Annotated in this window: 19 protein-coding genes; 16 read left to right on the top strand and 3 right to left on the bottom strand. The window is 72.6% G+C overall.

Annotated features, from left to right (window positions below; translation table 11 throughout):
- Positions 1-2 precede the first annotated feature (2 nt).
- Positions 3-1,307 (top strand): polysaccharide deacetylase family protein, encoded by a 1,305-nt coding sequence (locus ACZ6Y1_RS26085; RefSeq protein ID WP_469634533.1) that lies wholly within the window; start codon positions 3-5, stop codon positions 1,305-1,307.
- Here ACZ6Y1_RS26085 and ACZ6Y1_RS26080 read toward each other — a convergent pair.
- Entirely contained in the window at positions 1,261-2,292 is a 1,032-nt protein-coding gene (locus ACZ6Y1_RS26080) for an ATP-binding protein (protein ID WP_469634423.1), read from the bottom strand. The two genes, ACZ6Y1_RS26085 and ACZ6Y1_RS26080, sit on opposite strands and share 47 nt — an antisense overlap.
- A 109-nt stretch (positions 2,293-2,401) precedes the next feature.
- Here ACZ6Y1_RS26080 and ACZ6Y1_RS26075 point away from each other — a divergent pair, with 109 nt between their 5' ends.
- Complete coding sequence (locus ACZ6Y1_RS26075) at positions 2,402-3,223, top strand: Fic family protein (protein WP_469634421.1); 822 nt, start codon at positions 2,402-2,404, stop codon at positions 3,221-3,223.
- Positions 3,224-3,636: 413 nt separating this feature from the next.
- On the opposite strand, the gene ACZ6Y1_RS26070 is transcribed toward ACZ6Y1_RS26075, so the two are convergent.
- A complete protein-coding gene (locus tag ACZ6Y1_RS26070; protein WP_469634418.1) occupies positions 3,637-4,512 on the bottom strand; it encodes an HAD family hydrolase in 876 nt (291 codons plus the stop codon).
- A gap of 487 nt (positions 4,513-4,999) precedes the next feature.
- On the opposite strand from ACZ6Y1_RS26070, the gene ssd reads away from it, so the two are divergent.
- The 7 genes from ssd to ACZ6Y1_RS26035 are packed head-to-tail and all read left to right on the top strand — an operon-like array spanning position 5,000 to position 9,914.
- Complete coding sequence (gene ssd, locus ACZ6Y1_RS26065; protein ID WP_469634530.1) at positions 5,000-6,130, top strand: septum site-determining protein Ssd; 1,131 nt, start codon at positions 5,000-5,002, stop codon at positions 6,128-6,130.
- Positions 6,127-7,275, top strand: coding sequence for a TadA family conjugal transfer-associated ATPase (locus ACZ6Y1_RS26060; protein WP_469634415.1), 1,149 nt, complete (start codon positions 6,127-6,129; stop codon positions 7,273-7,275). The genes ssd and ACZ6Y1_RS26060 overlap by 4 nt, the downstream gene beginning before the upstream one ends.
- The gene (locus tag ACZ6Y1_RS26055) at positions 7,272-8,168 is read left to right on the top strand and encodes a type II secretion system F family protein (protein ID WP_469634412.1); all 897 of its coding nucleotides are present in this window, start codon (positions 7,272-7,274) and stop codon (positions 8,166-8,168) included. Before ACZ6Y1_RS26060 ends, ACZ6Y1_RS26055 begins: the two co-directional genes overlap by 4 nt.
- Complete coding sequence (locus ACZ6Y1_RS26050) at positions 8,168-8,941, top strand: type II secretion system F family protein (RefSeq protein ID WP_469634409.1); 774 nt, start codon at positions 8,168-8,170, stop codon at positions 8,939-8,941. Before ACZ6Y1_RS26055 ends, ACZ6Y1_RS26050 begins: the two co-directional genes overlap by 1 nt.
- Positions 8,942-8,990: 49 nt before the next feature.
- On the top strand, positions 8,991-9,188 hold the full coding sequence (locus ACZ6Y1_RS26045) for a DUF4244 domain-containing protein (RefSeq protein WP_469634406.1): 198 nt from the start codon (positions 8,991-8,993) through the stop codon (positions 9,186-9,188).
- A gap of 25 nt (positions 9,189-9,213) precedes the next feature.
- Entirely contained in the window at positions 9,214-9,561 is a 348-nt protein-coding gene (locus ACZ6Y1_RS26040) for a TadE family type IV pilus minor pilin (RefSeq protein WP_469634403.1), read from the top strand.
- The gene (locus tag ACZ6Y1_RS26035; RefSeq protein ID WP_469634400.1) at positions 9,558-9,914 is read left to right on the top strand and encodes an Rv3654c family TadE-like protein; all 357 of its coding nucleotides are present in this window, start codon (positions 9,558-9,560) and stop codon (positions 9,912-9,914) included. The genes ACZ6Y1_RS26040 and ACZ6Y1_RS26035 overlap by 4 nt, the downstream gene beginning before the upstream one ends.
- Before the next feature lie 211 nt (positions 9,915-10,125).
- Here the strand turns inward: ACZ6Y1_RS26035 and ACZ6Y1_RS26030 are convergent, their stop codons facing one another.
- Complete coding sequence (locus ACZ6Y1_RS26030; RefSeq protein WP_469634397.1) at positions 10,126-12,606, bottom strand: DEAD/DEAH box helicase; 2,481 nt, start codon at positions 12,604-12,606, stop codon at positions 10,126-10,128.
- A gap of 81 nt (positions 12,607-12,687) precedes the next feature.
- On the opposite strand from ACZ6Y1_RS26030, the gene bldG reads away from it, so the two are divergent.
- The 7 genes from bldG (at position 12,688) to topA (ending at position 22,233) form a co-directional block, all read left to right on the top strand.
- Complete coding sequence (gene bldG, locus ACZ6Y1_RS26025; protein WP_030199598.1) at positions 12,688-13,029, top strand: anti-sigma factor antagonist BldG; 342 nt, start codon at positions 12,688-12,690, stop codon at positions 13,027-13,029.
- A gap of 134 nt (positions 13,030-13,163) precedes the next feature.
- Positions 13,164-13,604: an ATP-binding protein gene (locus ACZ6Y1_RS26020; protein ID WP_469634394.1), complete on the top strand. Its 441-nt coding sequence runs from the start codon at positions 13,164-13,166 to the stop codon at positions 13,602-13,604.
- 261 nt (positions 13,605-13,865) lie between these two features.
- A complete protein-coding gene (locus ACZ6Y1_RS26015) occupies positions 13,866-16,274 on the top strand; it encodes a sodium-translocating pyrophosphatase (protein WP_469634391.1) in 2,409 nt (802 codons plus the stop codon).
- Between the two features lie 163 nt (positions 16,275-16,437).
- A complete protein-coding gene (locus ACZ6Y1_RS26010; RefSeq protein ID WP_469634388.1) occupies positions 16,438-16,998 on the top strand; it encodes a small secreted protein in 561 nt (186 codons plus the stop codon).
- A 265-nt stretch (positions 16,999-17,263) separates the two neighbouring features.
- Positions 17,264-18,778: a DUF7059 domain-containing protein gene (locus tag ACZ6Y1_RS26005; RefSeq protein WP_469634385.1), complete on the top strand. Its 1,515-nt coding sequence runs from the start codon at positions 17,264-17,266 to the stop codon at positions 18,776-18,778.
- Positions 18,779-18,904: 126 nt separating this feature from the next.
- Complete coding sequence (locus ACZ6Y1_RS26000) at positions 18,905-19,102, top strand: hypothetical protein (protein ID WP_469634382.1); 198 nt, start codon at positions 18,905-18,907, stop codon at positions 19,100-19,102.
- Between the two features lie 302 nt (positions 19,103-19,404).
- The gene (gene topA / locus ACZ6Y1_RS25995) at positions 19,405-22,233 is read left to right on the top strand and encodes a type I DNA topoisomerase (protein WP_469634379.1); all 2,829 of its coding nucleotides are present in this window, start codon (positions 19,405-19,407) and stop codon (positions 22,231-22,233) included.
- Positions 22,234-22,609 lie beyond the last annotated feature (376 nt).

Raw genomic sequence — 22,609 nt, 5'->3', positions numbered from 1 at the left:
GGATGATCGCCGCCACGAAGAAGATCGCCGGCGGCCTGGTCGCCACGGCTCTGGCCCTGGGGGTCGCCGGGTGCACCGCCTCGGAACCCGCCAAGTCCCCGGCCCCCGGCCCCCAGAACGCCAGGAAGGGGGCACCCGCCGAGGCTCCGGGCAGCGTCAACCGGCCCATCGGCGACGGCTCGACCGCCTACACCGGCCCGCAGCCGAACGTACAGAAGCCGCAGAAGCTGAAGCCGGGCGAGAAGCCGCCGCAGTTCGTGGTGTTCTCCTGGGACGGCGCGGGCGAGGACAGCCAGAAACTCTTCTCGCACTTCCGCGAGGTCGGCAAGAAGTACAACGCCCGTATGACGTACTTCCTCAGCGGCGTGTACATGCTCCCGGAGGAGAAGCGATCCCTCTACACGGCCCCCCAGCACTCGCCCGGCCGCTCCGACATCGGTTTCGGCGACCTCCAGGGCATCAAGGACACCGCCACCCAGGTCCGCGAGGCCTGGCTGGAGGGCAACGAGATCGGCACCCACTTCAACGGCCACTTCTGCGGCCCCGACGGCGGCGTCGGCACATGGTCCGTGGACGAGTGGAAGAGCGAGATCAACCAGGCCAAGTCCTTCGTCAAGAACTGGAAGACGAACGCGGACCTGAAGGCCATGCCGGCGCTGCCGTTCGACTACGACAAGGAGCTCGTCGGCGCCCGCACCCCCTGCCTCGAAGGCCAGAAGAACTTCATGCTGGCGGCCAAGGACATGGGCTTCCGCTACGACTCCAGCGGCATCAGCAAGCAGATCTGGCCGAAGAAGACGGACGGCCTCTGGGACATCCCGCTCCAGCTCGTCCCCATGCCTGGCCGCGCCTTCGACACGCTGAGCATGGACTACAACTACATGGTCAACCAGTCCGGGACGACCTCGCAGGGCGACCCCTCGCAGCACGCGTACTGGGGTGACCAGATGCGCGACGGCCTGCGCCAGGCCTTCGACCGCGTCTACCAGGGCAACCGGGCGCCACTGATCATCGGCAACCACTTCGAGTCCTGGAACGGCGGCACCTACATGCGGGCCGTCGAGGAGTCCATCAAGACCATGTGCACCAAGCCCGAAGTCCGCTGCGTGCCGTTCCGCGAGCTCGTGGACTGGCTGGACGCCCAGGACCCCAAGACCCTGGAGTGGATGCGGGCGCTCGACGTCGGCGAGGCGCCGAAGGAAGGCTGGACGAAGTTCCTGACCGCGGGGCCGCCGGCGAAGCCGGCCGCCCCCGCGGGCGTCAAGCCGGCTGCGGAGCCGGCCGAGCGGGCTGCGGACGAGGGCTGAGGATCGCTTCCATCGCCGCCGCGTCCTCGCGGAGCACGAAGTCGGGGTCGATCTGGTCCGCCAGGTCGACCCCGGTCTTGGCGTTGCCCCAGCTCTCCGCGTTCCTGAGGTGGAAGCGCACCATCTGCTCGGTGTACCGGCCCCAGTCGCGGTGCGCGTACGAGTCATCGGCGGCGTCCTGGAGGGCCTGCAGGGCCAGCCGGTTGCTCGCCTCCAGCAGCTCGAAGGCGGCCGGCCGGCCCTTCTCCATCGCGCGCACCCAGTCCGAGTGCGCGACGGTGACCAGCAGGTCCTCGCCGGCCTCGTCCTGGAGGAACTCGATGTCCTCCGGTCCCTGGACCTTGTTGCCGATGACCTTGAGCGTGATCCCGAAGTCCCGGGCGTACTCCTTGTACTGGCGGTAGACCGAGACGCCCTTGCGCGTCGGCTCGGCGACCAGGAAGGTCACGTCGAAACGCGTGAACATGCCCGACGCGAAGGAGTCCGAGCCGGCCGTCATGTCGACGACCACGTACTCGTCGGGTCCGTCGACGAGGTGGTTGAGACAGAGCTCGACCGCTCCGACCTTGGAGTGGTAGCAGGCGACCCCCAGGTCGGCCTCGGTGAACGGCCCGGTCGCCATGAGCCGTACGGGCTCCCCGTCCAGCAGCAGCGTGCGCGCGCAGGCCTCGTACACCGGGTTGTCCTCGGCGATGCGCAGCAGGCGCGATCCGCGGCCCGGCGGGGTCGTCTTGATCATCGTCTCGGCGGACGCGATGCGCGGGTTGGAGCCCCGCAGGTACTCCTTGATCAGGGGCAGGTACGCGCCCATGGCGGGCAGTTCGGCGGCCTCCTCGTCGCTGAGGCCGAGCGCGGTGCCCAGGTGCTGGTTGATGTCGGCGTCCACCGCGACGACGGGGGCCTCATTGGCGGCGAGGTGGCGGATAAAGAGGGAGGACAGCGTCGTCTTGCCGCTGCCGCCCTTTCCCACGAAAGCGATCTTCATGTTCACCAAGCGTAGTGGGTTGACAGCGGTGAGTTGTCAAGGTGAGTGAAGAAGACCACTCCAAGGAGGGGTCGGTGCTACGGGGGCGCAGTGCGTAGGCTCCTTACTTATGAGTAGCGCTGCTGACCCGCTGGCCGCACTGGCCGGGCTGCCGGGTGTCTCCGATTCCGTGGATTCCGTACGCAAGGCCGTGGACCGGGTCTACGGGCACCGCGTCATGCGCCGCAGGAGCGGAGAGATCACCTCGGAGGCCGCGCTGCGCGGCGCGCGCGCCAGCGCGGCGCTGTCCGGTGCGGACTGGGCGCTGGAGGAGGTGCGCCGCCGGACGGACTTCGGCTCGGAGCCGGAGGCCCACACGGTCGGCGCCGCGCTGCGGCTCACCGCCGAGGCGGGCCAGCTGCTGAGCATCTGGCGCCAGTCACCGCTGCGGGTCCTGGCGCGCCTGCACCTGGTGGCGTCGGGGTCCACGGTCGAGGGGGACGTGGTGGGCCGTCCGCGGCTGGCGGGTGAAGCGGTGGACGAGCCGCTGGTGGACCTGCCGCTGCCGAGCGCCGACGAGGTCGCGGGCCGGCTCGACGGCCTGTCCCGCCTGGTCATCGCGGGCGGTTCCGCCCCGGCGCTGGTCACGGCGGCGGTGGTGCACGGCGAGCTGTTGGCGCTGCGTCCGTTCGCCACGTACAACGGCCTGGTCGCGCGGGCTGCGGAGCGGATCGTACTGATCAACAGCGGCCTGGACCCGAAGGCGATCTGCCCGGCCGAGGTCGGCCACGCGGAGCAGGGCCGCGAGGCCTACCTGGAGGCCTTCGGGGGGTACGTGTCCGGCACCGCCGAGGGGATGGCCGCCTGGATCGCCCACTGCGGGCGGGCGATCGAACTCGGTGTGCGCGAGTCGACGGCGGTCTGCGAGGCCCTGCAGCGAGGCGCGGCCTGAGGTCTTCCACCCGTCCGGCGGGCGGTTCTCCGTCGGGTCCGTCCGTTCCGTCCGGTTTGCTTCCGGACACGGGTTGCGGCGACACCCATACAGCTCTGGTGTCGCCGCTGGCATTCACGCCCAGTTACCAAGCGTCCTCGATGTTGCCCATCAGGTCGGGAACTTTGCCCGTTCCCTGGTGCGGCTGGCCCGTAATCGACGGGTCGACGTCGCGTGGGTGCTCGGCGTTCATGCTTCGGTCCGTGGGCCTTACTGCGTTTTAAAGATGATCCTCTCGGATGTTCTTTGGTCTCGCGGGCCGTTGCTTTATTTGTACTCCGGTTCGGTTCCATGCGAAACCCCTGGCTCCACTTTTTACTTTCGGGGCGAGCTCGGGCGAACCGGACAGCCGCTATCGGTGCAGGTCAGGACATTTACCTGGACGCGGCGGCGGCCAGTGCACTGGCGCGGCGCCGGCTCGCGTACCAGACCAGCCCGGCCGTGGCCGCCGCCGCCCCCACGGCGGCCGCTGCGACGAGCGCGGGCCGCGCGGGCATGGACAGTCCGGGCAGCCGCTGCTTGAGCCGTACGGGCCGGTCGAAGACCAGCACGGGCCATTCACGCGCGAGGGCCTCCCTGCGCAGCGCGCGGTCGGGGTTGACGGCGTGCGGGTGCCCCACGGCCTCCAGCATCGGGATGTCGGTGGCGGAGTCGCTGTACGCGTAGCAGCGGGCGAGGTCGTAGCCCTCGGACTCCGCCAGCTCGCGCACGGCCTCCGCCTTGGTGGGTCCGTACGCGTAGTACTCGATCTCACCCGTGAAACAGCCGTCCTCGCCCACGACCATGCGCGTGGCGACGACCCGGTCCGCGCCGAGCATCTCCCCGATCGGCTCGACGACTTCGGCGCCGGAGGTGGACACGATCACCACGTCGCGGCCGGCGGTGTGATGGGCCTCGATGAGGGACGCGGCCTCGTCGTAGATGATCGGGTCGATGAGGTCGTGCAGGGCTTCCGCGACGATCTCCCGCACCTGCTGCACGTTCCACCCCTTGCAGAGGGCGGACAGGTACTCCCGCATCCGCTCCATCTGGTCGTGGTCGGCTCCCCCGGCCAGGAAGATGAACTGCGTGTAAGCGGTGCGCAGCACTGCGCGGCGGTTGATCAGGCCGCCCTGGTAGAAGGACTTGCTGAACGTCAAGGTGCTCGACTTCGCAATGACCGTCTTGTCCAGGTCGAAGAAGGCTGCGGTGCGAGGCGAGGAGTGCGGCAAGGGCTGATTTTCCACGCCCCGAGCATATGCGCCCACCATTCGGCGTAAGGTGTGGCGCGTGGGTTTGCCTGAGAAGGCTCTCGGGTACACCATGGAAGTCACGGATCGTTCGCGACCGTGCTAACCCGGTCTGGCTCCTCCCCCCCCCGAGTCGGACCGTGGGGACGACCCCCGCTCTCCCCCCCGGCGGGGGTCGTCGCATGTCCGGACGCGGTTCGCGTCCCTGCCTTCGGCCCCAGGTGACCATCTCCCGGCCCTTCCTCTTGTGCGGGGCCCTGCCCGACGAAGGCCCTCACCACATCAGACGCGTGACGCTGCGTAGTGGTTCCGCCGCGTTCCGGAACTCACCTGTGAGAGTGACCGGGTTATTCACAATCGGGCCGCTGTCCACAGTTTTCGAGCAAGATCCACTTCTTTTTCCCGATCGCTGCACGGTGATTCCGGCCGCGAAGTCCGCGGCGCACGGATTTGCGGGGAGAAGGGGGCGGAGATCGTGGCTCGATCGAAGTCATGTGAATCGCGGTCGGTGGAACCGGCCGGTCCGGAAGCGGTCGGCGGACGACCGCTGATCATCACCGAGGACCCGCTGCTGCTCGACGACCTGCTGCGGCTGTGCGCCGCCGCGGGCGCCGAACCGCACGTGCACCACGAGGTGCCCGGGCGGAGCGACGGCGGCGGGAGCGGTGCGGGCAACAGCGAGGGCGCCGGAGTCGGCTGGGAGTCCGCGCCGCTCGTGCTCGTCGGGGACGACGCGGCCCGCCGGGTGCGCGGGGCGCCGCGCCGGGGCGGGGTGTACCTCGTCGGCCGGGAGCTGGACGACCCGCTGGTGTGGCAGCGGGCCGTGGAGATCGGCGCCGAGGAGGTGCTGCGGCTCCCCGACGCCGAGAGCCGCCTCGTCGACCGCATCGCCGACGTGGTGGAAGGCGCCGGGCGGCCCGCCCTCGCCGTCGGGGTGATCGGCGGCAGCGGCGGTGCCGGCGCCTCCACCCTCGCCTGCGCGCTCGCCCTGCGCGCCGCCCGCGCCGGGGAGCGGACCATCCTGATCGACGGGGACCCGCTGGGCGGCGGCATGGACGTCCTGCTCGGCGGCGAGGCCGCGGAAGGGCTGCGCTGGCCGGACTTCGCGGGCTCGCGGGGGCGGGTCGGAGCCGGCGCCCTGGAGGAGTCCCTGCCCGAACTGCACGCCCTGCGGGTGCTCAGCTGGGACCGCGGGGACCGGGTCGTGGTGCCGCCCGCCGCGATGCGGTCGGTGGTGGCCGCCGCCCGGCGCCGCGGCGGCGTCGTGGTGGTCGACCTCCCGCGCCGGGTGGACGAAGCCGTGGCCGAGGTGCTGGCCCAGCTCGACCTGGTGCTGATGGTGGTGCCGGGCGAGCTGCGGGCGGTGGCCGCGGCGGGCCGGGTGGCGGCCGGGGTGCGGATGGTGGCCCGGGACGTCCGCGTGGTCGTACGGGGCCGCTGCCCGGGCGGACTCGACGCGGAAGCCGTGGCCGGGCTGCTGGGGGCGCCGCTCGCCGGGGAGGTGCCGGTCGAGGTGGGGCTTCCCGGGCGCGTCGCCGAGGGGGAACCGCCGGGAGGGCAGGGGCGGGGCGCTCTGGCCCGCTTCTGCGACGGGTTCTGGCAGCGCGTGCTCGGCCCCGCCCAGGGGGTGGCGGCATGAGCGCGGTGCTGCTGGAGGCGGTGCGCAGGCGGCTCGCCGAGAGCGGGGCCGAGCCGACCCCGGCGCGGGTGGCGGCCGCCCTGCGGGCCCAGGGCCGGCTGCTCGGTGACGCGGAAGTGCTGGGAGCCGCCGCCGAGTTGCGGTCCGAGCTGGTCGGAGCCGGCCCGCTGGAGGCACTGCTCGCCGACCCCCGGGTCACCGATGTGCTGGTCGCGGCGCCCGACCGGGTGTGGGTGGACCGCGGTGGCGGGCTGGAGCTGACCGCGGTCACCTTCGCCGACGCGCAGGCCGTGCGCAGGCTCGCCCAGCGGCTGGCCGCCGTAGCCGGGCGGCGCCTGGACGACGCCCGGCCCTGGGTGGACGCCCGGATGCCCGACGGGACCCGGCTGCACGCCGTCCTGCCCCCGGTCGCGGTCGGCTCGGCCTGTCTCTCGCTGCGGGTGGTGCGGCCTCGCGCCTTCACGCTGGAGGAGCTCGTCGCGGCGGGGACACTGCCGCCCGGAGGACACCGGCTGCTCCGGGCGATCATCGAGGCCCGGCTGTCCTTCCTGGTGTCCGGCGGGACGGGGACCGGCAAGACCACTCTGCTCAGCGCCCTGTTGGGGCTGGTCGGCCCCGGTGAGCGGATCGTGCTGGCCGAGGATTCGGCCGAGCTGCGCCCCGACCATCCGCACGTGGTGCGGCTGGAGACCCGGCCGGCCAACCAGGAGGGCGCCGGCCTGGTCACCCTGGCGGATCTGGTCCGGCAGGCGCTGCGGATGCGGCCCGACCGGCTCGTGGTCGGCGAGGTCCGGGGCCCCGAAGTCGCCGACCTCCTGGCCGCGTTGAACACCGGCCACGAAGGCGGCTGCGGCACGGTCCACGCTAACGCCGCCGCGCACGTGCCGGCCCGCCTGGAGGCCCTCGGGACGGCCGCCGGGCTCGACCGGGCCGCCCTGCACAGTCAGTTGGCCGCCGCGCTGACCCTGGTGGTCCACCTGGCCCGGGACCGGGCGGGGCGGCGCCGGGTCGCCGAGGTGCACGTGCTGGAGCGTGACGCCGCCGGGCTGGTGGTGACCGTACCGGCGCTGCGCTGGGCCGCGCGCGGGTTCGTACGGGAGCAGGGCTGGGAGCGGCTCGGACCCCTGCTGCGGGGTGCGCGATGAGCGCCTGGGCCGGAGCGGGGCCGGGGCTGCCGGTGCCGGTGTTCGCCGGAGTGCTGTGCGCGGGTGCGGCCGCCTGGGTGCTGGCCGGGGGCGACCGGGTCTCCCGGCGGGCCCGGCTGGTGCTCGCGGGAGGCGGGCCGGTGGCCGTGGGCGGGCCGGTGCGCCGGGAGCGGTGGCTGCTCGCCGTACGGGTCCGGGCGGCGCACCGGCGGGAGTGGGCCTGCCTCGGGGCCGGGCTGCTGGTCGCGCTGCTCGGCGGATCAGTGGTCCCGCTGCTGGCGGGAGCGGCCGCGGTGCCGCTGGTGCGGCGGTGGCTGCGCACCCGTGGCCGGGAGCGGGCCCGGGTGGCCCGGGCCGCCGAGGTGGCGGAGCTGTGCGGGGCGGTGGCGGGGGAGCTGCGGGCCGGCGCCCAGCCCGGGCAGGCGCTGACGGCGGCGCTTCGGCGGACAGTGGCCGGCCCCGGCGGGCCGGGGCCGGCGGAGGCGGGCGTACTGGCCGCCGCGGCGTTCGGCGGGGACGTGCCGGGGGCGCTGCGCCAGGCGGCGCGGGAGTCCGGGGCCGAGGGGCTGGCCGGGATGGCGGCCTGCTGGCGGGTCTCGGTGGACGGCGGTGCCGGGCTGGCCGCCGGGCTGGACCGGCTGGAGGGGGCCCTGCGCGCCGAGCGGGACCGGGAGGAGTCCCTGCGGGCCCAGTTGGCCGGAGCGAGATCGACGGCGGTCGTGCTCGCCCTGCTGCCGCTCGTGGGACTGCTCATCGGGACCGGGCTGGGTGCGGATCCGCTGCGCGTGCTGCTGCACACCCCGGTGGGGTGGGGCTGTCTGCTGGCGGGCGGGGTGCTGGAAGCGCTGGGGCTGCTGTGGTGCCGGCGGATCGTGCGGACGGGGGAGCGGTGATGGGCGGCTTCGTGGTCCACAGGCTGGGGATGGCGCCGGTCCTGGCGCTGGTGGCCCTGTGCGTGCTGTCCGCGGTGGTGGCCGGGGTACGGGCGCGGGCCGCCCGGCGCAGGATCGCGGCCCTGATGGGGGCCGTATCCGGGTCCCGCCGGCCCGCGGCGGCCTTCCGGTTCCGGGGTGCGGCGGGCTGGGCCGGGCCGGCCGGGGCGCTGTTGGCGGGCTGGGTGCTCGTCGGCGGGCTGTCAGGGGTGGCCGTGGGCGCTCTGGCGGCCTTCGGGGTGCGGCGCTGGGTGCTCCGGGCGCGGCCGCCCGCCGGGGTCGACACCCGGGAGGCGGAGCGTCAGCTGCCGTTCGCGGCGGATCTGTTGGCCGCGTGCCTGGCGGCCGGAGCGGGACCGGTGGAGGCCGCGGAGGTGGTCGGGGAGTCGCTGGGCGGCCCGTTGGGCGAGCGGCTGGCGCGGGCCGGTGCCGAGCTGCGGCTGGGCGGCGAGCCGGGAGCCGGGTGGGGGAGGCTGGCGGAGATACCGGGTGCCAGGCCGCTCGCGGACTGCCTGGAGCGGGCCGCCCGTACGGGGGCGCCCGCGGCGGAGCCGGTCTCCCGCCTCGCCTCGCACCTGAGGGCGGACCGGGCCCGGCGGGCGGGAGCCCGGGCGCAGCGGGCGGCGGTTCTCGTCACCGCGCCGGTGGGGCTGTGTTTCCTCCCCGCATTTCTCGCGATCGGGGTCGCTCCGGTGGTGATCGGAATGGCCTCGGGGCTGCTCTCGAACAACTGACGTCACATTAATCACGCACATCAGCAAGGGAAATCAACAGGAGGTTGCCATGAGGATCATCTGGTTTCGTGTGCGGACCGCGCTGGGCGGTCAGCGGAGCGACGCGGGGATGTCCACTTCCGAATACGCCATGGGCACCATCGCGGCCTGTGCGTTCGCGGCGGTTCTGTACAAGGTCGTGACGAGCGAAGTCGTCTCGACGGCCCTTCAGTCGACGATCGGGAAGGCGCTCGATGTGCCGTTCTGAGCGGGAATCGGGGGCACGCCGCGAAATGGGGGACCGCGGATATGTGACGGCGGAGGCGGCCCTGGTGATCCCGGCCCTGGTGCTGTTCGCGGCGCTGCTGGTGTGGGCGCTGATGGCCGCCGCCGCGCAGATCCGTTGCGTGGACGCCGCCCGGGCCGGCGCGCGGGCGGCCGCCCGGTCGGAGCCCGCCGAGGTCGCGGTGGCCGCGGCCCGGGCGGCCGCGCCCGCGGGGGCCGAGGTGATGCTGGAGCGGGAGGGCGACCTGTGGCGGGTCCGGGTCGGGGCGCGGGCGCCGGGGCCGGGCTCCCTCCCGGTACGGCTCGGCGCGCAGGCGGTGGCCCTCGCGGAGGACGCCGTGGGGCCGCCGCCGTGATCCGGGACCGGGGTTCGGCCACGGTGTGGGCGGTGCTGGTGGTGGCCGTGCTGGGCGCGGTGTTCGGCGGCGTGCTGCTGCTGGGGCAGGCCGTCGTGGCCCGCCACCGGGCGGCGGCAGCCGCGGACCTGGCGGCCCTCGCGGCGGCGGCGACCTGGTCCCACGGCCCTGCGACCGCCTGCGCGGCGGCGGTGAGGGTGGCCGGGGCGCAGGGCGCGGAGCTGGCGGAGTGCCGGGTGCTGGGCGAGGTCGCCGAGGTCGCGGCCCGGTCGGCCAGGGGGCCCTTCACTCCCACCGTCCGGGCCCGCGCGGGTCCGCCCGAGGCCGCGCCGGTCCGCTCCGCCGGGGAATGAGCCACGGCCCGGCAGAGCCCCGGCGCCGGACGGTTCCCGGCCTTCCCGGACCGACCGCCCGGGCCGGACTGGGCTGACCGGGGCCGACCGGGCCGGCCCACCCGGGGCGTCCCGGCCCTCCGTGGCTGCCTGGCCGTCCGGGCCGTCCGGGCCGTCCGGGCCGTCCCGGCTGTCCTTGGCTGCCCGGCTTCGGGGGCCGGGGCGGTTCGGGTCAGGGCTGGGGTGGGGTCGGGTCGGCTGGGGCGGGGGCTTCGGACAGGAGGCGGGTGAGGAGGCGGATGGCGCCGCGTTTGTGCAGGGGTTCGTTGCCGTTGCCGCACTTGGGGGACTGGATGCAGGAGGGGCAGCCGGCCTCGCACTCGCAGGCGGCGATGGCGTCGCGGGTGGCCGTCAGCCAGGCCCGGGCCGTGTGGAAGGCCCGCTCCGCGAAGCCGGCGCCGCCGGGGTGGCCGTCGTACACGAAGACCGTCGGGAGGAGGGTGTCGGGATGCAGTGGCACGGAGACGCCGCCGATGTCCCAGCGGTCGCAGGTGGCGAACAGCGGGAGCAGGCCGATGGAGGCGTGCTCGGCGGCGTGCAGGGCGCCGCCGAGGATCTCCGGATTGATCCGGGCCTCGTCGAGCTGGTCCTCGGTGACCGTCCACCACACGGCCCTGGTGCGCAGGGTGCGGGGCGGCAGGTCGAGTTTGGCCTCGCCCAGCACCTCGCCGGTGATCAGTTTGCGCCGCAGATAGGAGACGACCTGGTTGGTGACCTCGACCGAGCCGTAGCAGAGCCGCCCCGGCCCCCAGGGGACCTCGGTCTCGGTCTCCAGGACGGAGATGGAGGTGGTGTCGCGGGCGGTGGTGGAGAAGGGCGGGTCCGCCTCCTCGACGAGGGCCGCCGCATCCTCCAGGTCCAGGTGCTTCACGAGGTACGTGCGGCCCTGGTGGAGGTGGACGGCCCCGTCGTGGACGGCGGTGTGCGCGGCCGACTCGTCGACCGTGCCCAGCAGCCGACCGGTCGAGGCCTCGACGATCTGCACCGGGCGGCCGCCGCCGCCCCGGATGTCGGTCAGGTCCGAGGCCCGCTCCCGGCGGGTCCAGTGCCAGGCCGTGGCCCGCCGGCGCAGCAGCTTCGCCGCTTCGAGCTGGGGCAGGAGTTCCCCGGCCGCCGGGCCGAAGAGCTCCAGGTCGGGCTCGGTCAGCGGCAGCTCCGCCGCGGCGGCGCACAGGTGCGGTGCGAGGACGTACGGGTTGTCCGGGTCGAGGACGGTGGCTTCCACCGGTTGGCGGAACAGGGCCTCGGGATGGTGGACCAGATAGGTGTCGAGCGGGTCGTCGCGGGCGATCAGGACGGCCAGGGCGCCCTGCCCCGAGCGCCCGGCCCGCCCGGCCTGCTGCCACAGGGAGGCCCGGGTGCCCGGATAGCCCGTGATCAGGACCGCGTCCAGGCCGGAGACGTCCACGCCGAGCTCCAGGGCGGTCGTGGCGGCGAGGCCCAGCAGCTCGCCGGAGTGCAGGGCCCGCTCCAGGGCCCGGCGCTCCTCCGGCAGGTATCCGCCGCGGTAGGCGGCGACCCGCCGGGGCAGGGACCTGTCCACGTCCGTGAGGCGTTCTTTGGCGATCACCGAGATCAGCTCGGCGCCGCGCCGGGAACGCACGAAGGCGACCGTACGGACCCCCTGGACGACCAGGTCGGTCAGCAGGTCCGCGGTCTCGGCCGTGGCCGTACGGCGTACGGGCGCGCCCTTCTCGCCCCGCAGCTCGGTGAGGAGCGGCGGCTCCCACAGGGCGAAGACCACCTCGCCGCGCGGAGAGGCGTCGTCGGTGATCTCGATCACCGGCACGCCCGTCAGCCGGGAGGCGGCGGTGGCCGGGTCGCTGGAGGTGGCCGAGGCCAGCAGGAAGACCGGCTCGGAGCCGTAGCGGGCGCACAGCCGCCGCAGCCGGCGCAGCACCTGCGCCACGTGGGAGCCGAACACCCCGCGGTAGGTGTGGCACTCGTCGATCACCACGTAGCGCAGGGCCCGCAGGAAGGAGGACCAGCGCGGGTGGGCCGGGAGGATCCCGCGGTGGAGCATGTCGGGGTTGGTCAGGACGTAGTTGGCGTACTGGCGCACCCATTCGCGTTCCTCGACCGGCGTGTCCCCGTCGTAGACGGCGGGCCGGACCGCGTTGCCGAGCGGCGCCGCCAGCTCCCGTACGGCGCGCCGCTGGTCGGCGGCCAGGGCCTTGGTGGGGGCCAGGTACAGGGCCGTCGCGCCCCGGCCGTTCGGGGCACCGGCGCCGTCCGCGAGGGCCGAGAGCACGGGTGCGAGGTAGGCGAGGGACTTGCCCGAGGCGGTGCCGGTGGCGACGACCACGGACGCTCCGTCGAGGGCGTGCTCGGCGGCCGCCGCCTGGTGCTCCCACGGGTGTTCGATCCCGGCCGCCCGGATGGCGGCTACTACATCCGTTCGGATGCGGTCGGGCCAGACGGCATGACGGCCCGCCCGAGGGGGCAAGTGCTCCGTATGGGTGATGCGCGCAGCCCGGGAAGGCCCCCGGGACAAGCGGTCGAGGACCGCGCCGGGGGTGGGTCGAGGGTCCGCGGGTGGCGTGGGCCGCCTGGGACGGTGAGTATTGGCCATTGGAACCGAGTGTGTCACCGGCGTGCGGGACAATGGTCCGAAGGCGTCGTGCGCGCCTGCCGGTAAGTGATTGAATGCCATCGCGGCAGCCGATCCCTCACCTACCTTCGGGTGGGGAGGCCCCCGGGGGGCGCCGCTCGATAGCAAGGTGCTGGAGGATCCGTGGACCTGTCCCTGTCGACTCGCACTGTCGGCGACCGTACGGTCGTGGCGGTCGGTGGCGAGATTGATGTGTATACCGCGCCCAAGCTGCGCGAGCAGTTGGTCGAGTTGGTGAACGACGGCAGCTATCACCTGGTTGTCGACATGGAGGGAGTGGACTTCCTCGACTCCACCGGTCTCGGTGTGCTCGTGGGAGGTCTCAAGCGCGTCCGCGCGCACGAGGGTTCGCTCCGCCTGGTGTGCAACCAGGAGCGCATCCTGAAGATCTTCCGCATCACCGGTCTGACCAAGGTGTTCCCGATCCACACCACCGTGGAAGACGCCGTCAACGCCACCGACTGACGATTCCCCGCCGCCCGTGGGACGCCTTGGGGCGCCCTTCGGGCGGCGAGGAGCCGAAGAGGAGAACGGGGGTACCGGGCCACGGTCGGCCCGGGCCCCTGTCAAGGCACGCCCGTAGTCCGAGGGGGACGCCCATGGCCACCGTTGAACTCCGCTTCAGCGCCCAGCCCGAACACGTCCGGACGGCCCGCCTGGTCGCGGCCGCCGTGGCACGAAGGGCCGGCGTGGAGGAAGCCGTCCTCGACGAGGTCCGCCTCGCCGTGGGCGAGGCCTGCTCGCGCGCTGTCGGACTCCACCGCACCAACGGGCTGACCGCACCCGTCCGGGTCGTGCTGACCGAGGAGGAGAAGGTGTTCTCCATCGAGGTCGGCGACGAGGTGCCCGGACCGGGCGGCGGCCCGGACTCCGCCGTGTCCGGAATGGAGGCCGCGCTGGACTCCGACGGCGACGGTGAGGACGAGATGGGCCTCGCCGTGATCAGCGGGCTCGTCGACGACGTCGAGGTGACCACCGGGGAGTCGGGCGGCACGATCCGGATGAGCTGGCCCGTGTCCGGGACCCCCGACCTTTCCTAGATCCACGGAAGGCCGGACACATTCGGTCCTATCTTCCGATCTTTATCAAGGCCCTGCTGAGCAGGGCCTTTTTCGTTTCCGCCGATCAATGACCAGGCGTCAATGCCTTTGCCCCATTACCGCTTTCGAGGGTATTGGAGTGACGCGATCTATTGGTGAGGAGCAAGAGAACGCCAATTCCGTTTGCCGCGTACTGTTTTGATCAGGGCGCGCTCCCTACAATCCGTCCACATCTTGAGCTCATCACGTCAAGGAGGACGAATGACGGGGCTCTTCACCCCCATTGCGCCGGATCGCACAACAGATCTGGCATCCGCGGTACTCACCGATGACAATCGGCTCATCGTGATCGTCATTGCGGTCGTGGCACTCGCCGCACTCGTCGTCGCGCAGATCCTGGTCCGCCAGGTGCTCGCCGCCGACGAGGGGACCGACAGCATGAAGAAGATCGCCGCCGCCGTCCAGGAAGGCGCCAACGCCTACCTCGGCCGCCAGCTGCGCACCCTCGGCGTCTTCGCCGTCGTGGTGTTCTTCCTGCTCTTCCTGCTCCCCGCCGACAACTGGTCGCAGCGGGCGGGACGGTCCGCGTTCTTCCTCGTGGGCGCCCTCTTCTCGGCGGCCACGGGCTACATCGGCATGCGGCTCGCGGTCCGCGCCAACGTCCGCGTCGCCGCGGCCGCCCGCGAGGCCACCCCCGCCGAGGGCGAGCCCGCCAGAGACCTGACCGAGGTCTCCCACAAGGCCATGAAGATCGCCTTCCGTACGGGCGGCGTCGTCGGCATGTTCACCGTCGGCCTCGGCCTCCTCGGCGCCTCCTGCGTCGTCCTGGTCTACGCCGCAGACGCACCCAAGGTGCTGGAGGGCTTCGGCCTCGGAGCCGCCCTGATCGCGATGTTCATGCGTGTGGGCGGCGGCATCTTCACCAAGGCCGCCGACGTCGGCGCCGACCTTGTCGGCAAGGTCGAACAAGGCATTCCGGAGGACGACCCGCGCAATGCCGCGACCATCGCCGACAACGTGGGCGACAACGTCGGCGACTGCGCCGGAATGGCCGCCGACCTCTTCGAGTCGTACGCCGTCACCCTCGTGGCCGCGCTCATCCTCGGCAAGGCCGCCTTCGGCGACCTGGGCCTGGCCTTCCCGCTGATCGTCCCCGCCATCGGCGTGATCACGGCCATGATCGGCATCTTCGCGGTCTCCCCGCGCCGCAGCGACCGCAGCGGTATGACCGCCATCAACCGCGGCTTCTTCATCTCCGCGGTGATCTCCCTGGTGCTGGTCGCCATCGCGGTCTTCGCGTACCTGCCGAGCAGCTACAAGGACCTCGTCGGCGTCGACAACGCCGCGATCACCAACCACTCCGGTGACCCGCGCGTCCTGGCCCTCGTCGCCGTCGCGATCGGCATCGTGCTCGCCGCCCTGATCCAGCAGCTCACCGGCTACTTCACCGAGACCAACCGCCGTCCCGTCCGGGACATCGGCAAGTCCTCCCTCACCGGCGCGGCCACCGTCGTCCTCGCCGGAATCTCCGTCGGGCTGGAGTCGGCCGTCTACACGGCGCTGCTCATCGGCCTCGGCGTCTACGGGGCGTTCCTGCTCGGCGGCACCTCGATCATGCTCGCGCTGTTCGCGGTGGCCCTGGCCGGCACCGGCCTGCTCACCACCGTCGGCGTCATCGTCGCCATGGACACCTTCGGGCCCGTCTCCGACAACGCCCAGGGCATCGCCGAGATGTCCGGCGACGTCGAAGGCGCCGGCGCGCAGGTCCTGACCGACCTGGACGCCGTCGGCAACACCACCAAGGCCATCACCAAGGGCATCGCCATCGCCACGGCCGTGCTCGCCGCGGCCGCGCTCTTCGGCTCGTACAACGACGCCATCGCGAACGCGGTCAAGGAGGTCGGCGCGAAGGCCGGGGAGATGAACCTCAGCCTGGACATCGCACAGCCCAACAACCTCGTCGGGCTGATCCTGGGCGCGGCCGTCGTCTACCTGTTCTCCGGCCTCGCCATCAACGCGGTCTCCCGCTCCGCGGGCGCCGTGGTCTACGAGGTGCGCCGCCAGTTCCGCGAGCACCCCGGGATCATGGACTACACCGAGAAGCCCGAGTACGGGCGCGTCGTGGACATCTGCACCAAGGACGCGCTGCGCGAACTCGCCACGCCCGGCCTGCTCGCCGTCCTCACCCCGATCGCGGTGGGCTTCACCCTCGGCGTCGGCGCGCTCGGCTCGTTCCTCGCCGGGGCCATCGGCACCGGCACCCTCATGGCGGTCTTCCTCGCCAACTCCGGCGGCGCGTGGGACAACGCCAAGAAGCTCGTCGAGGACGGCCACCACGGCGGCAAGGGCAGCGAGGCCCACGAGGCCGTCGTCATCGGCGACACCGTCGGCGACCCGTTCAAGGACACGGCGGGCCCCGCCATCAACCCGCTGCTCAAGGTCATGAACCTGGTGGCGCTGCTGATCGCCCCCGCCGTCGTGCAGTTCAGCTTCGGCGAGGACACCAGCGCGGGCATCCGGGCGATCGTCGCGGTCCTCGCGATCGGCGTCATCATCGGCGCCGTGTACGTGTCCAAGCGGCGCGGCATCGCGGTGGGCGACGACGGCGAAGGCGAAGGCGGAGCCGCCGAGCGGGTGGCCCAGTCGGCCGACCCGGCGACGGTCTCCTGACCCTTCCGCCACGGAGCGGTACGGGCGGAGCCGGGCAGGGCCGGCGGTACGCCCGAACGGCGGACGGGCGGCGCGGACTGACGCGCCGTCCGTCCGCCTTTGTACGTCGCCGGAGGGGAGCCGTGTATCTTCCGGGCCGAGAGCCTTCGAAGGGACCAATCCGGTGAACAAGAAGCTTGCGTCCGCGCTGTCGGGCGGTGCTGTGCTGATGCTCGTCCTGTCCGGCTGCGGCGGGGATGACAGCGACGCGAAGGGCAACGCCTGGGCCAAGAAGGTCTGTGACCAGTGGTCGCCCGAGCTCAAGAAGATCGAGGCCGCCAACGCCGACATCAAGCGCGTGGCGACGGAGAGCAGCAAGCCGGAGGAGGTCCAGAAGACCGACTCGGCCGCCTTCGGGACGATGTCCGAGTCGTACAAGACGATGGGCAGCGCACTGCAGAGCGCGGGGGTTCCGCCGGTCAAGGACGGCGAGAAGACCCTCGGCGCGGCGGTCCAGGGCTTCGAGTCGACCTCCAAGGGCTACGCCGACCTGAAGACCAAGATGGACGCCCTCGACCCCAAGGACCAGACGAAGTTCGCCGAGGGCCTCAAGGAGCTCGCGGGCGGTCTGGATGAGGCGACCAAGGGCGGCAAGGACGCCCTCGACCAGCTGAAGTCGGGCGGGCTGGACAAGTCGATGAACGCCCAGAAGGGCTGCCAGGTCACGACGCCGACGCCCAAGTAGCCTCCCCTGGCCGCCCCGGGCGGCAGTGCGGGGTACGACGGTCGGGGTGGCCGGGTCCGGAAGGGACCCGGCCGCCCTGTCGCATGCCGGGCCGTATGCCCGCCCGTACGCCCGGCCGCAGGGCCGCCCGTGTCCCGGCTGTGGACCCGCCCGTACGCCCGGACGTGTGCCGTGTCGTATGTGCGGACGCGCGGGTCGGCGCGCCGCCCGGGACGTCCGTCCGCGCGGCGCACGGATCGCCGCCCCCAGCGGCCACAATGGACGGGTGAGTACCACCAGCCTCCCCACGCCCGAACGCGCCGCCGAGCTGCGTACCGCCCTGCTCACCGCCGGCTTCACCGCCGACGGGCTGCTCGATCTGCTCGGCGCGCCCGCCTACGCCGCGCTCGCCCGCAGCGAGACGGTCCCCGCCCTGCGCGCCACGCGGAGCGGCGGTGACGGCCCGCTGCCGAGCCTGGTCCGGCTGTTCCTGCTCCAGGAGCCCGTGGCGTACGCCCATGCCGCGGCGGCGCTGCCCGTGGAGGCGGCCCTGGCCGACGGGTGGCTCCGCCGGGACTCGGATGACGTACGCGCGACCGTGGACGTGCGCCCGTACGGCGGCCCGGACGGCGAGGACTGGTTCATCGTCTCCGACCTCGGCTGCGCGGTCGGCGGGGCCGGCGGGATCGGCAGCCGCGAGGAGGGGGTCGTCCTCGGGGTGGGCGGTGCCTCCACCACGCTCGCCGGGATCACCGTCCGCGTTCCGGTCGACTCGGCGCTCGACCTCGGCACCGGTTCGGGGATCCAGGCACTGCACGCGGCCCAGCACGCGACCCGGGTCACCGCCACCGACGTCAACCCCCGGGCCCTGGAATTCACCCGGTTGACGCTGGCGTTGTCCGGGGCTCCGGAGGCCGAACTGCTCACCGGCTCCCTCTTCGAGCCGGTCGGCGGGGCCACGTACGACCTGATCGTGTCGAACCCGCCCTTCGTGATCTCCCCCGGCGCCCGGCTCACATACCGGGACGGCGGCATGGGCGGCGACGACCTGTGCCGGACCCTGGTCCAGGAGGCCGGCGCGCATCTGAACCCCGGCGGGTACGCGCAGTTCCTCGGCAACTGGCAGCACGTGGAGGGCGAGGACTGGCACGACCGGGTCCGCTCCTGGGTGCCGCAGGGCTGCGACGCCTGGATCGTGCAGCGTGACGTACAGGACGTGACGCAGTACGCGGAGCTGTGGCTGCGCGACGCGGGCGACCACCGCACGGATCCCGCCGAGTACGCGCGGCGCTACGAGGACTGGCTGGACGAGTTCGAGGCCCGCAAGACCAAGGCCGTCGGCTTCGGCTGGATCACCCTGCGCCGGACGGACGCGGCCGAGCCCTCGATCGTGGTCGAGGAGTGGCCGCACTCGGTGGAGCAGCCGCTCGGCGATGCCGTCCTGGCCCACTTCGCCCGTCAGGACTACCTGCGCGAGCACGACGACGCGTCCCTGCTGGAGGGTCGTTTCGTACTGGCGGCCGAGGTGGTCCAGGAGCAGGTCGGGGCGCCCGGCGCGGAGGATCCGGAACACGTGGTGCTCCGGCAGAACCGCGGGATGCGGCGCGCGACCAAGGTCGACACGGTCGGCGCCGGTTTCGCCGGAGTGTGTGACGGCTCACTGAGCGCGGGCCGGATCCTGGACGCGATCGCGCAGCTGATGCAGGAGGACCCGGTGGTGCTGCGGGACCGTACGCCGGAGGCGATCCGGATGCTGGTCGAGCAGGGCTTCCTGGAGCCCGTGGCGGGCTCCGGGCAGTAGCCGCGCCCGCGAGCGGAACCTGAATGTCACCCGGGGTTCGCCTGGTGTACTCCGAGGGCTGAAAGGGTTCTGCTCAGCGGGATCCGGGGGGGTCCCGAGAGTGGTCCGGGGGATGGGGGAAGCGGCATGGACACCGGTCCTGCGATCTTCGCGGCGACCGTGTTCCTGCTGTTCGGAGCCGCTCTGCTGGCCTGGACGGGGGCGCGCGTCCTGAAGGGCGCGCCGGTGGCCGAGGGCGTGCGCCCCGTCCTGGCGGTACCGCTGGCGGTGTGCGCCGGCGGGGTCTCGCTCGCCCTTGGCCTGTGGTGCCTCGCGCGACTCTGACGCGGGGCGGAAAGCGGCACGGACCCGCCGGTCAGGGCACTCGCCGCGCCGTACGGGAAAGCACGTGCCGGACCGCATCCGGAAGCCGCCGCGGGGGAGGGGCCAGACGGCCCCCCGGCCACTCGGCCCGGTGATCGCGAAGGGTCCGCCGAGGCATCCGGGCGGCAGAACCGGTACTTGTCGGGTTACCGTTCGAGTGGCCGTTGCGGGCTTGTGCCGTTTGACACGGGGGCGGGTTGTACCGTCACACTCCGCAGCGTCGCCGTACCGCGACCGAGTGCCGACCGGAGAGAAGAGCCAAGTTGTCCCCGACTAGCGAGACCGCAAAGGGCGGCCGCCGACTCGTCATCGTCGAGTCCCCTGCCAAGGCGAAGACGATCAAGGGCTACCTCGGCCCGGGATACGTCGTCGAGGCGAGCGTCGGGCACATCCGCGACCTCCCGAACGGGGCCGCCGAGGTCCCCGACAAGTACACCGGCGAGGTCCGCCGTCTCGGCGTGGACGTCGAGCACGACTTCCAGCCGATCTACGTCGTCAACGCGGACAAGAAGGCGCAGGTCAGGAAGCTCAAGGACCTGCTCGCCGAGTCCGACGAACTCTTCCTCGCCACCGATGAGGACCGCGAGGGCGAAGCCATCGCGTGGCACCTCCAGGAAGTCCTCAAGCCCAAGGTCCCCGTCCACCGGATGGTCTTCCACGAGATCACCAAGGACGCGATCCGCGACGCCGTCGCCAACCCGCGCGAGCTGAACCAGCGCATGGTCGACGCCCAGGAGACCCGCCGCATCCTCGATCGCCTCTACGGCTACGAGGTCTCGCCGGTCCTGTGGAAGAAGGTCATGCCGCGCCTGTCGGCCGGCCGCGTCCAGTCGGTCGCCACCCGTCTCGTCGTGGAGCGGGAGCGCGAGCGCATCGCCTTCCGCTCCGCCGAGTACTGGGACCTGACCGGCACCTTCTCCACCGGCCGCGCCGGTGACGCCTCCGACCCCTCGACGCTGGTCGCCCGGCTGAACACGGTCGACGGCAAGCGCATCGCCCAGGGCCGCGACTTCGGCCCGAACGGGCAGCTGAAGGGCGAGGTGCTGCACCTCGACGAGACGAACGCGCGAGCGCTCGCCGCCGCGCTGGAGAACGCCTCGTTCAGCGTCCGCTCGGTCGAGTCCAAGCCGTACCGCCGGTCCCCGTACGCCCCGTTCCGCACGACGACGCTCCAGCAGGAGGCCTCGCGCAAGCTGGGCTTCGGTGCGAAGGCGACGATGCAGGTGGCGCAGAAGCTGTACGAGAACGGCTTCATCACCTATATGCGTACGGACTCCACGACGCTCTCCGACACCGCCGTGTCGGCGGCGCGCGCGCAGGTCACGCAGCTCTACGGCGCCGACTACCTGCCGGAGAAGCCGCGCGTCTACGCGGGCAAGGTCAAGAACGCGCAGGAGGCGCACGAGGCGATCCGGCCTTCGGGTGATCGTTTCCGCACCCCGGCCGAGACGGGTCTGACCGGCGACCAGTTCCGCCTGTACGAGCTGATCTGGAAGCGGACCGTCGCCTCGCAGATGAAGGACGCGGTCGGCAACTCGGTGACCGTGAAGATCGGCGGCACCGCTTCGGACGGCCGCGACGCCGAGTTCAGCGCCTCCGGCAAGACGATCACCTTCCACGGCTTCATGAAGGCGTACGTCGAGGGCGCGGACGACCCGAACGCCGAGCTCGACGACCGCGAGCGGCGCCTGCCGCAGGTCGCCGAGGGCGACGCGCTGGCCGCCGCGGAGATCACGGCGGACGGCCACTCCACCAAGCCGCCGGCCCGCTACACCGAGGCCTCGCTGGTCAAGGAGCTGGAGGAGCGGGAGATCGGGCGCCCGTCGACGTACGCGTCGATCATCGGCACGATCCTCGACCGCGGGTACGTCTTCAAGAAGGGCACGGCGCTCGTCCCGTCCTTCCTGTCCTTCGCCGTCGTCAACCTGCTGGAGAAGCACTTCGGCCGGCTCGTCGACTACGACTTCACCGCGAAGATGGAGGACGACCTCGACCGCATCGCGCGGGGCGAGGCCCAGTCCGTGCCGTGGCTGAAGCGGTTCTACTTCGGCTCGGAGGACGCGAGCGAGGTCGTCCCGGCCGACGGGGACGCGCTCGGCGGCCTGAAGGAACTGGTCACTGACCTGGGCGCGATCGACGCCCGGGAGATCTCCTCCTTCCCGGTCGGCGAGGGCATCGTGCTGCGGGTCGGCCGTTACGGCCCGTACGTGGAGAAGGGCGAGAAGGACGCGGAGGGCCACCAGCGCGCCGACGTCCCGGACGACCTGGCTCCGGACGAGCTGACGGTCGAGTACGCGCAGGAGCTGCTGGCGGCGCCGAGCGGCGACTTCCAGCTGGGCAAGGACCCGATCAGCGGCAACGAGATCGTCGCCAAGGCCGGCCGCTACGGGCCGTACGTGACGGAGATCCTCCCCGAGGGCACGCCGAAGACGGGCAAGAACGCGGTGAAGCCGCGGACGGCCTCCCTCTTCAAGACGATGTCCCTCGACACGGTCACGCTGGAGGACGCCCTCCGTCTGATGTCCCTGCCGCGGGTGGTGGGCGCGGACGCCGAGGGCGTGGAGATCACGGCCCAGAACGGGCGCTACGGCCCGTACCTGAAGAAGGGCACGGACTCGCGCTCGCTGGAGACCGAGGACCAGCTGTTCTCGATCACCCTGGACGAGGCCCTCGCGATCTACGCGCAGCCGAAGCAGCGGGGTCGGGCGGCGGCCAAGCCGCCGCTGAAGGAGCTGGGCACGGACCCGGTCAGCGAGAAGCCGGTGGTCGTGAAGGACGGCCGCTTCGGTCCGTACGTGACGGACGGCGAGACGAACGCGACGCTGCGGCGGGACGACGACGTCGAGACGATCACGCCGGAGCGGGGTTACGAGCTGCTCGCGGAGAAGCGGGCGAAGGGCCCGGCGAAGAAGGTGGCGAAGAAGGCCCCCGCCAAGAAGGCCACGGCGAAGAAGGCGACGGCGACGAAGACCGCCGCGAAGAAGACGACGGCCACGGCGAAGAAGACGGCGGCCAAGAAGACGACCGCCACGGCGAAGAAGACGGCGGCGAAGAAGGCGACGGCCGCCCCGTCGGCTCCGTCGGACGAGTAATCCCGGCCGCCGGCCGACCGTGGGCAGGGCCCCGTGCAAACCGCACGGGGCCCTGCCGCCTTTCAGCCTCGCCGGCGTTCGAGGCGCGGGTCCGGGCGGAGCCCGGGGAACGGTGGAAGGGCGGGTAGGGGATTCGCTCCGCGCAGCGGCACCCGGCCCGGGACGGGCGGCCGCGGGGTGGGCCGTCGGGGTCCGGTGTGCGCCGGGGCACCTCCTTGGGCGTCGAACGTGGTGCGGTACCGGCAAGTGGAGCGGGTTGCGTTCGGCGCCCGCCCCTCCGGGCGTGGCGGCCACGACAGCCACGACAGCCGGGACGGGTCGGGTCCGGGGCGGGGCCCCGGAGGTGGGTGCGGGGTCACACCGGACCTTGTCCACA

This window comes from Streptomyces sp. NPDC053432, assembly GCF_055585365.1.
Note: the sequence above shows the minus strand (reverse complement) of the source record. Positions and strands in the feature narration are given on the sequence as shown.

Coding starts and splice junctions, on each gene's coding strand:
- ACZ6Y1_RS26085 (WP_469634533.1), top strand. CDS start 3: ATGATCGCCGCCACGAAGAAGATCGCCGGCGGCCTGGTCGCCACGGCT.
- ACZ6Y1_RS26080 (WP_469634423.1), bottom strand. CDS start 2,292: ATGAAGATCGCTTTCGTGGGAAAGGGCGGCAGCGGCAAGACGACGCTG.
- ACZ6Y1_RS26075 (WP_469634421.1), top strand. CDS start 2,402: ATGAGTAGCGCTGCTGACCCGCTGGCCGCACTGGCCGGGCTGCCGGGT.
- ACZ6Y1_RS26070 (WP_469634418.1), bottom strand. CDS start 4,512: ATGGTGGGCGCATATGCTCGGGGCGTGGAAAATCAGCCCTTGCCGCAC.
- ACZ6Y1_RS26060 (WP_469634415.1), top strand. CDS start 6,127: ATGAGCGCGGTGCTGCTGGAGGCGGTGCGCAGGCGGCTCGCCGAGAGC.
- ACZ6Y1_RS26055 (WP_469634412.1), top strand. CDS start 7,272: ATGAGCGCCTGGGCCGGAGCGGGGCCGGGGCTGCCGGTGCCGGTGTTC.
- ACZ6Y1_RS26050 (WP_469634409.1), top strand. CDS start 8,168: ATGGGCGGCTTCGTGGTCCACAGGCTGGGGATGGCGCCGGTCCTGGCG.
- ACZ6Y1_RS26045 (WP_469634406.1), top strand. CDS start 8,991: ATGAGGATCATCTGGTTTCGTGTGCGGACCGCGCTGGGCGGTCAGCGG.
- ACZ6Y1_RS26040 (WP_469634403.1), top strand. CDS start 9,214: ATGGGGGACCGCGGATATGTGACGGCGGAGGCGGCCCTGGTGATCCCG.
- ACZ6Y1_RS26030 (WP_469634397.1), bottom strand. CDS start 12,606: ATGGCATTCAATCACTTACCGGCAGGCGCGCACGACGCCTTCGGACCA.
- ACZ6Y1_RS26020 (WP_469634394.1), top strand. CDS start 13,164: ATGGCCACCGTTGAACTCCGCTTCAGCGCCCAGCCCGAACACGTCCGG.
- ACZ6Y1_RS26015 (WP_469634391.1), top strand. CDS start 13,866: ATGACGGGGCTCTTCACCCCCATTGCGCCGGATCGCACAACAGATCTG.
- ACZ6Y1_RS26000 (WP_469634382.1), top strand. CDS start 18,905: ATGGACACCGGTCCTGCGATCTTCGCGGCGACCGTGTTCCTGCTGTTC.